Source organism: Roseovarius sp. PS-C2 (genome assembly GCF_018862045.1).
Classification (GTDB): Bacteria; Pseudomonadota; Alphaproteobacteria; order Rhodobacterales; family Rhodobacteraceae; genus Roseovarius.
The window spans coordinates 112,374-127,794 of the sequence record NZ_JAHKSQ010000002.1; the positions used below are offsets into that span (position 1 = coordinate 112,374).

The following is a 15,421-nucleotide window of genomic DNA, read 5'->3' on the forward strand; positions in this document are numbered from 1 at the left end:
GCCCGGCCTTTTCAATCGGGCGCGTGCAATGCATCGCGCAGGATATTCCAACTGTCCAGTGCCGCGGGGCGGATGGGATCGGCCAAACGGATCATCCGCACATCCAGCATCAGGTCGGGCGTATCGAGGGGCGCGCGGATCAGGCGGCCCTGGTTCAGCGCCGTGCCTGCCAATGAGAGCGGCAGCCATGCGATGCCGATGCCATCCAGCGCATATTGGCAGGCGGCGAGGGTCAGGGCGGTTTCGGCCTTGCGCGTGATGTCGATACCGGCGGGCAGGCGGGAGAGAACGGCGCGGTCCAGCACCTGCCCGAGGAAGACCTCGCCGGGATAGGCGATGATCGGCCAGGACATCGTGTCCTGCAGATTTGCCAAATCCGGTGCACATACCGCGATCAGAGGCTCGGTGCCGATGGACATTTCGGCGAAGGCACGGCTGTCGGGGCGTGGCGGGCCATGCGGGGAATCGTAGATCACGGCGATATCCACCTCGCCGGTGACGAGTTGCGACAGGCATTCGTCCCGGTTGCCCGAGCGGACCCGCACCGAGCGGTCGCGTGCCAGAACCTGCACCAGCCGGGGGGATATGGTGGTGGTGATGGCGTGCTGACAGGCCAGGGAGACGACTCGCCCTGCGCCCGACTGCCGCAATCCGTCGCGCAGGGTGCGCAGATCGGCGGCCATGCGGCGCATCTCGTCCTCGCGGGCGCGAACATTGGGCAGGAGTTGCACGGGTTTGCGGGCGCGGTCGAACAGTGGCGTGCCGATTCCGTCCTCGATGGTGCGGATGCGGCGGGTAAAGGCCGATTGAGTCAGGTTCCGGGCCTCTGCCGCTCGGGCAAAGGAGCCGGTATCGAGCACCGCAAGGATATCTTCCAGCCAATCCAGACGCATGTGGTTGTGATAGAGTGCGGTGAAGCAACTTGCAAATCATGCATTATGAATTGCGGTATTCGCATTTGCAGCGGCCTGTTTTGTCGGACTATGTGGTTTGTAACGCATAATAAGGAGGGTCCCCCTATGCATCTTGCCCGTTTCCCGCGTCATTTTCTGGCGCATCTTCCCACACCGCTGGAACGTCTGGACCGGCTGAGCGCCGAGTTGGGCGGGCCGGAAATCTGGATCAAGCGCGACGATTGCACGGGGCTGTCCACGGGCGGGAACAAGACCCGCAAACTGGAATTCCTGATGGCCGAGGCCGAGGCGCAGGGCGCCGACATGGTGATGACCCAAGGCGCGACGCAATCGAACCACGCCCGCCAGACGGCGGCCTTTGCGGCCAAGCTGGGGATACCGTGCCATATCCTGCTGGAGGACCGGACCGGATCGAACGATCCGAATTACAACAATAACGGCAACGTCCTGCTGGATCACCTGCACGGCGCCACCACCGAGAAACGCCCCGGCGGCGGCGACATGAATGCCGAGATGGAGGCCGTGGCCGACAAGCTGCGCGCCGATGGCAAGACGGTTTACACCATTCCGGGCGGGGGCTCGAACCCGACGGGGGCTTTGGGCTATGTGAACTGCGCGTTCGAGTTGCTCAGCCAGGTCAACGGAACGGGGCTGAAGATCGACCATATCGTGCATGCCACCGGCAGCGCCGGCACACAGGCGGGGCTGATCACCGGCCTTCAGGCGATGAATGCGCAAATTCCGCTGTTGGGCATCGGCGTGCGTGCGCCCAAGCCCAAGCAGGAGGAAAACGTCTATAACCTTGCCTGCGCCACCGCCGAGAAACTGGGCTGTGCGGGGGTGGTCAGGCGCGAGGACGTGGTGGCCAATACCAATTACGTGGGCGAAGGTTATGGCATCCCCACCGAGGGTGGGCTGGAAGCGATCCGCATGTTCGCCGAACTCGAAGCGATCCTGCTGGACCCGGTTTATTCGGCCAAGGGGGCGGCGGGCCTGATCGACCTGATCCGCAAGGGCCATTTCAAGAAGGGCGAGCGCGTGGTTTTCATTCATACCGGCGGCGCGGCAGCGCTGTTTGGCTATGACGCCGCGTTCGATTTCGCGGATCGCTGGCGCAACGCAGGGTGATCAAAGCAGAAAACGCGCGCCTGTCGGGGCGCGCGTTTTGAGACCGTGTACCCCGGCAAGGTCTATTTCATGAACTTGCCAAGGATGTCGTCCATGGCCGATCCGTCGCCATCGGCATCCAGCATATTGGTCAGAATCGACAGGTCGGGGCCAGAGCCGCCCTTGTCGCCGCCCAACAGGCCGCTGACCATGCCCATCAACCCACCGCCACCGGTCATCTGGTCGATCTGGCTGTCGGGCATCTGTTTTTGCAGACCGCCTTGCGCCATCGCGGCGAGGGCGGGCAGGAATTGCGCCACGAGGCCCTGATCGACGCCCGCGCTTTCCGAGGCGGCGGCGGCCAGCCCTTCGGTGGCGGCAGAATCCCCGAGAAGGCTTTCGAGGAAAGACTGCCCCTGCGCCATGGCCTCGGGTTGGGCTGCGGCGGCGGGATTGTCGAAATACCCGGCCTGCGCTTCGCCCTTCATGGCGCCGAGGACGGTATCGGCCTGTCCCTGCTCGGCGCGTTTCTTCGCGGCCTGCCCGATTGCGGGGGCCAGCATCTGGGTCAGTTGTTGCGCCTTGACCTCGTCCAGACCGAACTGACCGGCCAGTTGCGCAAGGCCCTGACCGCCGCCGGCCTGTTCAAGAAGCTTCATGATCGACATCGTGTAATACCCCCTCAGGTTATGTGTCCTGCCCCAGCCAATCGCAAAAAGGCCAGTAAAGTAAGGGGAAAAACCCTTGTCACTCTGCAGGGGAGATTGCGCCGCGCGCCAGGTGACGTGCCGGGATCAGCCTTGGCCCGTCAATTCATCGTAGCATTCCAGTGCCTTGGCGGCATACATCATCGACGGTCCGCCGCCCATCTGGATGCACATGGCCAGAACGTCGCCGATCTCGTCACGGGTGGCTCCAGTGCGGATCAGGGCCTCGACATGCAGGGCGATGCAGGTCTCGCATTTTGTGGCCACGGCGATGCCGAGGGCGACGAACTCCTTGATTTTGAAATCCAGCGTGCCGCCTTCCTTGACCGATTTCCCAAGCGCGCCAAAGGCCTGTGCAGTGTCGGGGATTGTCTTGTTCAGCGCCCGCAACTGCTGGCGGGTGTCGTTGAGTTTGTCGTTCCAGCTCATATTCGCGCTCCGATATGTGTTTGTCGGAGGTGTCGTATCATGACCCCATGTCAGGACTTTGATGCAGATCAGACCGGCGCATAAGGCAGGGCCGTTTTTTGCGTTGCGCGATCAGAAGGGGCGGTGTGCGACGATACCCAGGTTGTTCGCGGGCATCTCCACCACGTCGATCAGGTCGAGCCCGGCCTCGTGCAACCAGTCGATCACCTCGAAATCGTCCTTGTAGCCGATTTCGGGGTCCTGGGCGCGCAGGCTGGCGTCGAAACGGGCGTCGCCGTCCGAGGTGGCCTCGCCATCGCGCAGGAACGGTCCGTAAAGGACGAAACGCCCCCGTGGGGCAAGCGCCTGCGCGGTCTCGGTGATCAGCGTGCGGGCCTCGGGGGTGCTGATCAGGTGCAAGAGGTTGACCAGCAGGATCAGATCGTAGCCCTGATGCGCGGCCCCCCAGCCGGGGGCGGTGGCGTCCAGTTCGATGGCGGCGCACAGGTTGGGAACGCTTGCCGAGGCGGCCCATGCGTCGATGCTGGCGCGGCGGGTGGCGTCGATCTCGGAGGGTTGCCAATCAAGGCCGGGCAGGGCGGCGGCAAACTGCACGGCGTGCTGTCCGGTGCCCGCCGCCAGTTCCAGAACGCGGCCCGTTTCGGGGCCGTGATGGCGCAGCAGGTCGAGGATGGGCGCGGCGTTGCGTTCCGCTGAAGGTGCGTGCAGGCGGCCATTCTCGCCGGGGGTGGCGGTCGAGGCGCTGTCGGGCAGGTTGAGGCGGCGGGGCATGTCAGGCCTCTTCCAGACGGTCGGTGGCCGGGGGCGGCGCGGGGCTGAGTGCGGCAAGGCGATCATATAGCGCCGCATCCATATCGTAGGTCATTGCGTCGAGCGACGGTTGCAACTGTTCGGTCGAGCGCGCCGACAGGATCGGCATCGGGTGTGCCGGGTGGTGTGCGGCCCATGCGGCGGCCAGCGTGGCGGGATGGGTGCCCAGATCGGCGGCGATCCGCGTCAGATCCCGTGCGGTCTGGTGCATCCAGTCCTGTCCGTAGCGCGTGGCGTAGCGATCGTTCTCGGTCAGGCGTCCGGTTTCGCCTTGAGCGTATTTGCCGGTCAGAAGCCCGCCGGCCAGCGGTGAATACGGGGCGATGGCGATACCTTCGCTGGCGCACATGGGCAGGATTTCGACCTCGGCCTGACGTTTGACGAGGTTGTACATCGGTTGCAGGATCGCCGGAGACAGGGAGAATTCCGCACCAAGGCACGCGGCTTTCATCACTTGCCACGCGGCGATGTTGGACAGGCCCATATGGGTGATCTTGCCCTGATCGCGCAGGCTGGCGAAGGTTTCCAGCGTTTCGCGCAGATCCGCATCGGGGTCGAAGCGGTGCAGGTAGAGGATATCGACATGATCCATCCCCAGCCGTTTGCGCGAAACGTCGAACTGAGTCAGCAGGTTGTCGTGCCCCGCGCCGCCGACATAGCCGACCTTGGTGGCGATGATCAGCCTCTCGCGCATCGGAGCGGCGAAGCGGCCCAGCATCTCTTCGGCGGCGCCGTCGGTATAAAGATTGGCGGTGTCGAAATGGGTGATGCCCGCTGCGATACAGGCATCGAACATGGCGCGGCTGGCGGTCTCGTCGGCGGTGCCGCCGAACTGCATGGTGCCAAAGGCGAAGCGGCTGGCGGGGGTGCCATCGGGAGAGGTGAGATGTGTCATGCGGGCAAAGTGCCACGCGGCGCGGGGATGTGAAAGGGGGCGGGCGTCGCGGTATCGCCACAATCTGTTCACATGCAAACCAAATTTCCGGCGCGGTGTTGTTGGATAATCATTCAAACAGGTCAGGAAGGACGACGATCATGAGCTATGCCGCAGCCATTCCCACACCGGCCAGAACGGATCGCAGGTATCTGACGGGGATCTGCGGCGAGGCCAATGTGCGCACCCCCCTGGGGCCGCGCCGGATCGAGATGCTGCATCCCGGCGACATGATCGTTACCCGCGACAACGGCCTGCAACCGATCCGCATGATCTGGACCCGGACGGTGACCGCCGCGCAAATGCGGGAGAGGCCGGAACTGGCCCCGATCCGGCTGAAACCGCGCGCGGTGGGGCCGATGATGCCCTCGCGTGATTTGCGGATCGCCTCGGGGCATCGGGCGTTGATTCCGGGCTATCGGATTTCCGGGGTCGCCGACGATCAGCCCTGCCTGATGCGGATCGACGGGGTTGCGGTGGCCAGCGATGCGGCGTTTGCGGATATGGGCGCGGATGCGGTGACGTTCTACAACCTGGTCTTCGACAGCCACGAGGTTTTCAACGCCGAAGGATTGCCGGTGGAAAGCTATCGGCCTTCGCCCAAGGCACTGGTGCAGTTGGATATCTCGACGCGCGAGGCGCTGTTGGAGCATTTTCCGAATCTCGCGCGGCGGCGTTGCCCCTATCCGGTGACGCCACATCCCACCGCGCGGGCACGGGCCTATTGCGTCGATGTGATCTGAAAATCCTGAACGGTATGTAAAAAGACCCCCGCCATTGGCGGGGGCCGGTATTCGTGCGGAACCGGAGGTGCCGTTTACTGCGGAATCTCGGCGTCCAGACCTTCGACATAGAAATTCATGCCCAGAAGGGTGCCGTCATCGGCGGTTTCACCCTCGGCCAGCCAGTCCGAGCCGTCCTGCTTTTTCAGCGGGCCGGTGAAGGGGTGATACTCGCCCGCGGCGATGGCGGCCTTGAGAGCAAGCGCCTCTTCCCTGACATCCGCCGGAACCGCGTCGGTGATTTCACCGATGCCCACCATGCCGGGGCCGATGCCGTCCCATGTCTGCTGGCTGTCCCAAGTGCCGTCGATCACCGCCTGGGTGCGGGCGATGTAATAGGGCTTCCAGTTGTCGATGATCGAACTGACGCGCGGGCGCGGTTTGTATTCGGCCATGTCCGAAGCCTGCCCGAAGCTGATCACGTTGCCCGCCTTCTCGGCGGCCGCCTGCGGCGCGGTCGAATCGGTGTGTTGCAGGATCACGTCGGCGCCCTGTTCGATCAGGGCTGTGGCGGCGTCGGCCTCTTTCGCAGGGTCGAACCATGTGTAGGCCCAGATGATCTTGAACTGCACGTCCGGGTTGGCCTTGCGCGCGTGGATGAAGGCGGAATTGATGCCGCGAATGACCTCGGGGATCGGGTAGGAGGCGATATAGCCGACGATATTCGATTCGGTCATCTTGCCCGCGATATGGCCCTGAATGGCGCGGCCTTCGTAAAAGCGCGCGGAGTAGGTCGAGACATTGGGCGCGGTCTTGAAGCCGGTGGCGTGTTCGAATTTCACGTTCGGGAACTTCTTGGCGACGTTGATCGTCGGCTCCATGAAGCCGAAGGAGGTAGTGAAGATCAGATCGGCCCCGTTCAGCGCCATCTGCGTGATCGCGCGGGTGGCGTCGGCCCCTTCGGGGACGCTTTCCTGATAGACGGTTTCGACCTGACCGCCGAAATGCTCTTCGATCGCGAGGCGGCCCTGATCGTGTTCATAGGTCCAGCCGCCATCGCCGATGGGGCCGACATAGATAAAGCCGACCTTGGTCTTGTCGTCCTGCGCCGCAGCGGCTGTGGCCCCGAGGCCAATCGCCATGACGGCGCCGGTCAGGATGGATTTGAGGGTCATGTAAGTTACTCCCTGTGGTTGGATTGGCAGCGCCTCATTGCGAGGCATGGAAGATGCGACCCAAAGAGGCGGGCGCGCGGGATTTGTCGGCGGACATGATGACCAGGACCACGATGGTGATCAGGTAGGGGGACATCGACAGGTATTCGACCGGGATCGCCACGCCCGCCGCCTGAAGGTTGAGTTGCAAAACGCTGACCCCGCCGAACAGCCATGCGCCCAGCAACACGCGGCCCGCTTTCCAACTGGCGAAGACGACCAGCGCCAGCGCGATCCAGCCCGCCCCGGCGGTCATGCCTTCGGTCCATTGCGGGACACGCACGAGGCTGAGATAGGCGCCGCCCAGACCGGCGCAGGCCCCGCCGAAGGCGATGGCCAGAACACGTACGCGCACCACCTTGTAGCCAAGCGCATGGGCGGCGTCGTGATTTTCGCCCACCGCGCGCAGGATCAGGCCCGCGCGGCTGTATTTCAGCATCGCCCAGACCACGGCCACCAGCGTCAGAGCGACGTAGACCATCAGATCGTGGGAAAACAGGATCGGGCCCAATACCGGGATGTCGCCCAGAACGGGGATATCCAGCCGCGCCGTGGGGGGCGGTTTCACCCCGACATAGCCCTGCCCCAGCAAGGCGCTGAGCCCAAGCCCGAACAGCGTCAGCGCCAGCCCCGACGCGACGTGGTTGGCCAGCGCGACCTGTGTCAGCAGGGCAAAGAGCAGCGACAGGACGGCGCCCCCCGCCGCCCCGGCAGCGAAACCGAGCGCCGGTGATCCGGTGTTGACCGCCAGGGCAAAGCCGCAGATCGCCCCGGTGATCATCATGCCTTCGACGCCGAGATTCAGCACGCCTGCGCGTTCGACCACCAGTTCTCCAATCGCCGCCAGCAGGATCGGGGTGGACGCGGCCATGATCGAGGCCAGCAACAGGATGGGGTTGATCGAGCCGAGGTCCATCAGGCGGCCTCCGCTCGGGTTGTTAGGCGCAGGCGATAATTGGTCAGCACATCCACCGCCAGCAGGAAGAACAGCAACATGCCCTGAAACATCTGGATCGCGGCGGCGGGCAGGCCCAGATTGCCCTGCGCGATTTCCCCGCCGATATAGGTCAGCGCCATCAACAGCCCCGCCAGCGCGATGCCGACCGGGTGCAAACGGCCTAGAAAGGCGACGATGATCGCGGTGAATCCATAGCCGACGTTGAAATCTATGCTGACCTGTCCGGCGGGGCCGGAAATTTCGAACATGCCCGCAAGCCCCGCCAGCGCCCCCGACGCCCCGAGGCAGAAGAGGATCAGGCGGCCGGGGCTGACGCCAGCGAAACGCGCGGCGCGCGGGGCTTCGCCACTCAGCCGGATCTGGTAGCCCAGAACGTGACGGCCCAGCAGGACATAGGCCAGGATCACGGCGACAGTTGCCGCGACCACGCCCCAGTGCAGCCCACTGTCTGCGATCAGGTCAGCGTTATGGGCCGCCGGATACTCTTGCAGGTTGCGGCTTCCGGGGAAGCCCATGCCGTCGGGGTTTTTCATCGGCCCAAGGGCCATCGCGGCCAGTAGCTGCTCGGCCACATAGACCAGCATCAGCGAGACAAGGATTTCATTGGTGCCAAAGCGCAGCTTCAGCAGGGCGGGGATCATGCCCCAGGCCCAGCCCCCCAGTGCCCCGGCCATGATCATCAGCGGGAAGACGAACCAAGCGTCCAGCGGGTAGAAGGCCAGTGCCACGCCCGCGCCGGACAAAGCGCCGACGATGTACTGCCCTTCGGCCCCAATGTTCCACACACCCGCGCGAAACCCAAGGCTGAGGCCGATGGCGATCAGGATCAGCGGTGCGCCTTTGATCAGAAGCTGCGGGCGGTAGTAAAAGGCGAATTCGCCGAACAGCGGCTCCCAGAAGATGGTGGAAATGGCTTCGACCGGGTTCTTGCCCAGAAGCGCGAACAGCGCACCACCGGCCAGCATGGTGATGACCACCGCCAGAAGGGGGGACAGGTAGGTCCAGCGGCGCGAGGGCTGCGGGCGTTTTTCGAGATGCAGCCTCATGGGTGGCGGGCTCGTTCGTGACTGGCCGGGTCGGGGGATACAACGCCCGTCGCGCCGGGCGCGATGCCCCCGGATTTTTTCGGGACCGACGAAGGGCGGATCATGTTCGCCATGTCACCCATGCGCCACCTCCATGCCATGTGCACCGCCCATCATCAGGCCGATTTGATCGAGGCTCAATTCGGCGGTGGGGCGGATATCCGACAGGCGGCCTTCGTTCAGCGCGCCGAAACGATCCGAGATTTCCAGCAACTCGTCGAGATCCTGGCTGATGCAAAGGATCGCGGTACCGCCTGCGGCAAGGTCCAGCAAGGCCTGACGGATTGCGGCGGCGGCGGCGGCATCGACGCCCCATGTGGGTTGGTTGACGATCAGCACCTCGGGGTCTTGCAGCACCTCGCGCCCGATGACGAATTTTTGCAGATTGCCGCCCGATAAGGCCCTTGCCGCCGTCTCGGGGCCCGGTGTGCGCACATCGAAACGGTCGATGATCTGTTCGGCGAAGGCGCGCGTTGCCGGCCAGCGGATGAAGCCGCGCGCCAGCAGTCCACGCCGCTGTGCGCCGGTCAGCAGGGCGTTTTCGGTCAGGCTCATGTTCGGGGCGGCGGCGTGGCCAAGGCGTTCTTCGGGGGCGGTCAGCAGGCCCATGTCGCGCCGCGCCGCGGGTGAAAGGCGGCCAATCGCCTGCCCCTTGAGGCGGATCGCGCCGGGGGCGCTGCGCAACTCGCCTGACAGGGCGGCCAGCAACTCGTCCTGCCCGTTGCCCGCTACCCCGCCGATGCCCAGGATTTCGCCCCCGGCTACGGTCAGGTGAATGTTCTTGAGCGCGGTGCCGAAAGGGCTGGGAGAGGCCACCGAAAGCCCGGAAATATCAAGCATCACCTCGCCGGTGCCATCGCGGGGGGCGCGTGCCGGGGCGTCGAAACTGGCCCCGACCATGATCTGCGCCATGTCACGGGCCGAAGTTTCGGCCGGAATGCAGGTGCCCACGTTGCGCCCGTGGCGCAGGATTGTCGCGCGGTCGCAAAGTGTGCGGATTTCTTCCAGCTTGTGAGAGATATAAAGGATCGCCACCCCTTCGGATGTCAGCTTGCGCAGGGTCTGGAACAGGATATCCACCTCCTGCGGGGTCAGCACGCTCGTGGGTTCGTCCATGATCAACAGGCGCGGGTCCTGCAACAGGCAGCGCACGATCTCGACCCGCTGGCGTTCGCCCGCCGAAAGATCGCCCACCGCGCGATGCGGGTCCAGCGGCAGGCCGTAGGTTTCACTGACCTCGCGGATGCGCCGGGCCAGATCGCGCATCGGCGGCGGGGTTTCCATGCCGAGGGCGATGTTTTCTGACACGCTGAGCGCGTCGAACAGCGAAAAATGCTGAAACACCATCGCCACACCGGCGGCGCGGGCGGCACGGGGTTCGGACGGCGCATAGGGGGCGCCGCGCAGGGTCATGTTGCCGCTGTCGGGTTTGACCAGCCCGTAGATCATCTTGACCAGCGTGGATTTGCCCGCGCCGTTTTCCCCCAGAAGCGCATGCACCTCGCCCGGAACGATATCGAACGAGACGTCGTCATTGGCTTTGACCCCGGGATAGGTCTTGGTCAGTCCCGAGATGGTAAGCAATGCGTCAGTCACGCGGTGATCCCCTGATGGCGCGAAGATGTGGTTGAGACCACTGACTAGCGCAGGCACGCCATGATGGGCAATGGTTCATGCGCCTTTTGCGTTGCGTCATGTTTGGCCCTGCCCGTGTCTTGGGCAGAATATGCGGGTTCGGGCGCAAGGCATCTTCCGCCCCGCTGCGCGTGCCGTTACTCTGGCGGGCATGAGCAGCGATCCCCGATTCATCCATCTCCGCGTCCATACCGAGTATTCCCTGCTGGAAGGGGCCGTGCGGCTGAAAAAGTTGCCGGGCCTGTGCGAGGCCGCGGGCATGCCCGCGGTGGCCGTGACCGACACCAACAACATGTTTGCGGCGCTGGAGTTTTCCGTCACCGCCAGCGGGGCGGGAATACAGCCGATCATGGGCTGCCAGGTGGATCTGGAATATGTGCAGGTCCAGCCGGGCGAACGGCCCAAACCGCCCGCGCCGGTGGTTCTGCTGGCCCAGAACGAGCGCGGGTATGAAAACCTGATGAAGCTCAATTCCTGCCTGTACCTGCGTGGCGACGGTCAGTTGGCGCATGTGACAGTCGATGAACTGGCGCAATACAGCGACGGTGTGATCTGTCTGAGCGGCGGGCCGGACGGGCCGGTGGGACGGTTGCTGCGGGCCGGGCAGCGCCCGGCGGCGCAGGGATTGATGGAGAATCTGCACAGGGCCTATGGCGATCGGCTCTATGTAGAGTTGCAGCGCCATCCCGGCGACAGTGGTGCGCCCGAGGCCGAGCGCCTGACCGAGCGCGGTTTCGTCGAAATGGCCTATGCCATGGGCATTCCCCTGGTGGCGACGAACGATGTCTATTTCCCCAAGTCGGACATGTACGAGGCCCATGACGCCATGCTCTGTGTGGCGGAAGGCGCCTATGTCGATCAGGCCGAGCCGCGCCGCCGCCTGACCGCGCAGCACTATTTCAAGACACCGCAGGAAATGGCGACCCTGTTCGCCGATCTGCCCGAGGCCCTGGAAAATACGGTCGAGATTGCCAAGCGATGTGCTTTTGGCACCTACAGGCGCGATCCGATCCTGCCGCGTTTTGCCGATGACGAGGTGGACGAACTGCGCCGTCAGGCCAAGGAGGGGCTGGAGGCCCGTCTGGCCGTGATCCCCCATGCCGCGCCGGTCGAGGAGTATGAAAAGCGGCTGGAATTCGAGTTGGGGATTATCGAGGGGATGGGCTTTCCCGGATATTTCCTGATCGTTGCCGACTTCATCAAATGGGCCAAGGATCAGGATATTCCGGTGGGGCCGGGGCGGGGGTCGGGCGCGGGCAGTCTTGTGGCCTATGCGCTGACCATCACCGATCTCGACCCGCTGCGTTACAGCCTGCTGTTCGAACGCTTCCTCAACCCCGAGCGGGTCAGCATGCCCGACTTCGATATCGACTTCTGCATGGATCGCCGCGAGGAAGTGATCCAATACGTCCAGGAGAAATACGGCCGCGACAAGGTGGGGCAGATCATCACCTTTGGTGCGCTGTTGTCCAAGGCGGCGGTGCGTGACATCGGGCGCGTCCTGCAGATGCCCTACGGGCAGGTCGACAAGCTGTCCAAGATGATCCCTGTGGAAGGGGTCAAGCCGGTTTCGATCGAACAGGCCCTGAAGCAGGAGGACCGCCTGCGCCAGGCCGCGCGCGACGAAGAGGTGGTTGACCGGTTGCTGAATTACGGCATGAAGGTCGAAGGGCTGTTGCGCAATGCCTCGACCCATGCGGCGGGCGTGGTGATCGGAGATCGGCCACTGGACGAGCTGGTGCCGCTCTATCAGGACCCACGCTCGGACATGCCCGCCACGCAGTTCAACATGAAATGGGTGGAACAGGCGGGGCTGGTCAAGTTCGACTTTCTGGGCCTGAAAACCCTGACCGTCATTCAGAACGCCATCGGGCAAATCCACAACGAAGGGCGCGATTTGCATATCGCGCAGGATGGCAGCACGATCTATGAGCCGTTCGAGGGGGCAGAGAACGACATCGGGCAAATCCCGCTGGATGACGAGCGGACATACGACCTCTATGCGCGGGCCAAGACGGTTGCGGTGTTCCAGGTGGAAAGCTCGGGCATGATGGATGCGCTCAAGCGGATGAAACCCACCTGTATCGAGGATATCGTGGCGCTTGTGGCGCTGTATCGTCCCGGTCCGATGGAGAACATCCCCAAATATTGCGAGGTCAAGAATGGCCTGCGCGAGATCGACTCGGTTCATTCGCTGATCGACCACATCCTCGAAGAAACCCAGGGCATCATCGTCTATCAGGAGCAGGTGATGCAGATCGCGCAGGTCATGGCCGGTTACAGCCTTGGCGGCGCCGACCTGTTGCGCCGCGCCATGGGTAAGAAGATCAAGGAGGCCATGGACGCCGAACGCCCGAAATTCACCAAGGGCGCGATGGAAAACGGGGTGGACGAGGCCAAGGCGAAAGAGGTCTTCGACCTGCTGGAAAAATTCGCCAACTACGGGTTCAACAAATCCCACGCGGCGGCCTATGCGGTGGTCAGTTACCAGACGGCATGGCTCAAGGCCAATCACCCGGTCGAGTTCATGGCCGGGGTGATGAACTGCGATATCCACCTGACCGACAAGCTGGCCGTTTATTTCCAAGAGGTGAAGAAGGGGCTGAAACTGCCCTATGCGCCGCCCTGCGTAAACCGGTCTGACGCGGTGTTCCAGGTGCGCGGCGGGGTGCTGCATTATGCGCTTGGCGCGCTCAAGAACGTGGGTGTCGAGGCGATGCGCCTGATCGTCGAGGGGCGCGGCGACAAGCCCTTTGCCACGCTTTATGATTTCGCCCGCCGGGTGGACCTGAAGCGTATCGGCAAACGCCCGCTGGAAATGCTGGCGCGTGCCGGGGCGTTCGATGAGCTGGACAGCAACCGCCGCCGGGTGTTCGACAGTGTCGAGGCGCTGATGAACTACTCGGGCGCGATCTTCGAACAGAAAAGCTCGAACCAGGTGTCGCTGTTCGGTGAGGCGGGCGATGACCTGCCCGAGCCGCGCCTGAGCCCGGTGCAGGATTGGCTGCCCGCCGAACGCCTGACCGAAGAGTTCAAGGCTATCGGGTTTTACCTGTCCGGGCATCCGCTGGATGATTACATGGGGGCGCTCAAACGCAAGGACGTCAAGACGCTGGACGAGGTCACTGCACTGGCCGAACAAAAGGGCGCGGTTCTGGTCAAGATGGCCGGTGTCGTTGCCGGGCGGCAGGAACGCAAATCGGCGCGCGGCAATCGCTTTGCCTTTGCGCAACTGTCGGACACCACGGGCGGCTACGAGGTGACGCTGTTTTCCGAAACGCTGGAAAAGTCGCGTGATTTTCTGGAAACCGGATCGCAGGTGGTGCTGACCGCCGAGGCCACCATGGAAAGCGACCAGTTGAAACTGCTGGGCCGGTCGGTGCAGCCCATCGACGGTGTTGTGGCCGATGCCGGGGGGATCGGGCTGCGTATTTTCGTCGAGACGGAAAACGCGATACCTTCGGTGGCTTCTGTTTTGCGGGACGCCGCGCAATCGGCGAAATCAGGCGGGCGCGGGCCGATCTGCTTTTGTCTTATGGGGCAGGGCCTGCCCGGTGAGGTCGAGATCGACGTGGGCGAGGAATATCCCGTCACCCCGCAAATCAAGGGCGCGATCAAGAGTTTGAGCGGGGTCATGACCGTGGAGGAGATCTGAGAGCGCGCCACTGGACCCCGTCCTGCCGGGTGCGGTAATACCGAGGTATTCTTTTCACAGCTGGTGACCCTTTTGGTGCGACGTCTTCTGTTCTTTGCGGTTTTGACCGTGCTGGCCGGATGTGCCGATCCGATGGACAAGGTCGTGCGCCTGTCGGATCAGGACGTGGCCGAGGATGCGCCCACGCTCGATGTGGCCCGCGCGCCCGATCCCGAAGAGACCGCCGGTGGCGGATTTCTGGCCCGGTTGCTGAACCGCAGCGAAGGATCGGCCTCACTGAGTGACGATACCATGGCGGATGACGGGGCAAGCGCCACGGGGGGCGAGACGCAAACCGCGTCCCTCGATGACGACGCAACCGCCCCGGAAAGGGGCCGCTCCCGGCGCGGCGGATTCTTTGGGCTGTTGTCTTCGGGGGCGTCGAAACCCGATGCATCTGCCACGGGGGCGACCAGTGACATTCCTCCCGGTACGGTGTTGCCCTATGGCAGGGTCGCCCGGATTTGCGGATTGTCTCTTGGGCAAATGGGCAAGGTGATTGCCTCGTACCCCGAACGCCGCCCGGTCCACACTCTGTATGACAGCGATCCGGGCAACACCGCGCCGCACACCTTTTACCTGAGCGGGTTTGGCGACGGATGTGCCCGGCAGTTCACCGCGTCGCTGGCGGTTTTCGGCACTGTCAAGATGCACGAGCAACTGCGCTATGGCCTGCCCGCCGAGGTGCAGCCCTACAGCGATACGGACAAGGCCTATGAGAAGGTGAAATCACGGGTTTGCGGTGTTCCACAGCGCAAACCCTGCGGGACGCGGATTCGGCGGCTGGAAAAGGACACCGTGTTCCTCAGCATCTACGAACATTTCGGTGGAAACGCCGACTGGACCAACCTGTTGTTGCATGGCGGCGACGTGATCGCGCAGGACCGCAAGGGCGGTTGAGGGCGTTACCAGTGCGGCGGACGTTCGTCGCCAAGGGCGATGCTGCCGCCCTGATCCTGTTCGCGCTCGGCCTCGCGTTCCAGCAACAGCTGCACACGGCGCGTCAGCAGCGCGATTTCGCGTTCCTGACGGGCGATCACCTCGGACAGGTCATCGACGGTGCGGGTCAGGTGGGCGATCTGTTCTTCAAGGGCTTTCATGGCGCGATCTAGCGGTTTGGACCGGCCCGCGTCAATCGCGGATCGCCTGCCACAGCTTGCCCCCGCTGGCCCCATCCGCTAGACGCTGCGGCAAACCGCATATGCCGATGGA

14 protein-coding genes are annotated in these 15,421 nt (G+C 63.8%); 4 read left to right on the plus strand and 10 right to left on the minus strand.

What is annotated here, in order from left to right:
* Positions 1 to 11: 11 nt before the first annotated feature.
* On the minus strand, positions 12 to 893 hold the full coding sequence (locus KPG71_RS03875; protein ID WP_216336826.1) for a LysR family transcriptional regulator: 882 nt from the start codon (positions 891 to 893) through the stop codon (positions 12 to 14).
* A gap of 126 nt (positions 894 to 1,019) precedes the next feature.
* Between KPG71_RS03875 and KPG71_RS03880 the strand changes: the two genes are divergently transcribed.
* Positions 1,020 to 2,042 (plus strand): D-cysteine desulfhydrase, encoded by a 1,023-nt coding sequence (locus tag KPG71_RS03880; RefSeq protein WP_216336827.1) that lies wholly within the window; start codon positions 1,020 to 1,022, stop codon positions 2,040 to 2,042.
* A 62-nt stretch (positions 2,043 to 2,104) separates the two neighbouring features.
* On the opposite strand, the gene KPG71_RS03885 is transcribed toward KPG71_RS03880, so the two are convergent.
* From KPG71_RS03885 to KPG71_RS03900, 4 genes are all read right to left on the minus strand, one after another.
* The gene (locus tag KPG71_RS03885) at positions 2,105 to 2,689 is read right to left on the minus strand and encodes a DUF937 domain-containing protein (protein WP_216336828.1); all 585 of its coding nucleotides are present in this window, start codon (positions 2,687 to 2,689) and stop codon (positions 2,105 to 2,107) included.
* Positions 2,690 to 2,815: 126 nt separating this feature from the next.
* Positions 2,816 to 3,157 (minus strand): carboxymuconolactone decarboxylase family protein, encoded by a 342-nt coding sequence (locus KPG71_RS03890; RefSeq protein ID WP_216336829.1) that lies wholly within the window; start codon positions 3,155 to 3,157, stop codon positions 2,816 to 2,818.
* 111 nt (positions 3,158 to 3,268) lie between these two features.
* A complete protein-coding gene (locus KPG71_RS03895) occupies positions 3,269 to 3,928 on the minus strand; it encodes a DUF938 domain-containing protein (protein ID WP_216336830.1) in 660 nt (219 codons plus the stop codon).
* Between the two features lies 1 nt (position 3,929).
* Positions 3,930 to 4,862: an aldo/keto reductase gene (locus KPG71_RS03900; RefSeq protein ID WP_216336831.1), complete on the minus strand. Its 933-nt coding sequence runs from the start codon at positions 4,860 to 4,862 to the stop codon at positions 3,930 to 3,932.
* Positions 4,863 to 5,002: 140 nt separating this feature from the next.
* Here KPG71_RS03900 and KPG71_RS03905 point away from each other — a divergent pair, with 140 nt between their 5' ends.
* Positions 5,003 to 5,644 (plus strand): Hint domain-containing protein, encoded by a 642-nt coding sequence (locus KPG71_RS03905; protein WP_216336832.1) that lies wholly within the window; start codon positions 5,003 to 5,005, stop codon positions 5,642 to 5,644.
* Positions 5,645 to 5,718: 74 nt separating this feature from the next.
* Here the strand turns inward: KPG71_RS03905 and KPG71_RS03910 are convergent, their stop codons facing one another.
* The 4 genes from KPG71_RS03910 to KPG71_RS03925 all read right to left on the minus strand — a co-directional run bounded on the left by KPG71_RS03910 (position 5,719) and on the right by KPG71_RS03925 (position 10,476).
* Positions 5,719 to 6,798: a BMP family ABC transporter substrate-binding protein gene (locus KPG71_RS03910; protein WP_216336833.1), complete on the minus strand. Its 1,080-nt coding sequence runs from the start codon at positions 6,796 to 6,798 to the stop codon at positions 5,719 to 5,721.
* Positions 6,799 to 6,832: 34 nt separating this feature from the next.
* Positions 6,833 to 7,753, minus strand: a complete 921-nt coding sequence (locus tag KPG71_RS03915) for an ABC transporter permease (RefSeq protein WP_216336834.1) — start codon at positions 7,751 to 7,753, stop codon at positions 6,833 to 6,835.
* Entirely contained in the window at positions 7,753 to 8,841 is a 1,089-nt protein-coding gene (locus KPG71_RS03920; RefSeq protein WP_216336835.1) for an ABC transporter permease, read from the minus strand. The genes KPG71_RS03915 and KPG71_RS03920 overlap by 1 nt, the downstream gene beginning before the upstream one ends.
* Positions 8,842 to 8,955: 114 nt before the next feature.
* Positions 8,956 to 10,476 (minus strand): ABC transporter ATP-binding protein, encoded by a 1,521-nt coding sequence (locus KPG71_RS03925; protein ID WP_216336836.1) that lies wholly within the window; start codon positions 10,474 to 10,476, stop codon positions 8,956 to 8,958.
* A 190-nt stretch (positions 10,477 to 10,666) separates the two neighbouring features.
* Here KPG71_RS03925 and dnaE point away from each other — a divergent pair, with 190 nt between their 5' ends.
* Both dnaE and KPG71_RS03935 read left to right on the plus strand, forming a co-directional pair.
* Positions 10,667 to 14,170, plus strand: coding sequence for a DNA polymerase III subunit alpha (dnaE, locus tag KPG71_RS03930; protein WP_216336837.1), 3,504 nt, complete (start codon positions 10,667 to 10,669; stop codon positions 14,168 to 14,170).
* Between the two features lie 63 nt (positions 14,171 to 14,233).
* Positions 14,234 to 15,109, plus strand: a complete 876-nt coding sequence (locus tag KPG71_RS03935) for a hypothetical protein (RefSeq protein ID WP_216336838.1) — start codon at positions 14,234 to 14,236, stop codon at positions 15,107 to 15,109.
* A gap of 5 nt (positions 15,110 to 15,114) precedes the next feature.
* Here the strand turns inward: KPG71_RS03935 and KPG71_RS03940 are convergent, their stop codons facing one another.
* Positions 15,115 to 15,309 (minus strand): SlyX family protein, encoded by a 195-nt coding sequence (locus tag KPG71_RS03940; RefSeq protein ID WP_216336839.1) that lies wholly within the window; start codon positions 15,307 to 15,309, stop codon positions 15,115 to 15,117.
* Positions 15,310 to 15,421 lie beyond the last annotated feature (112 nt).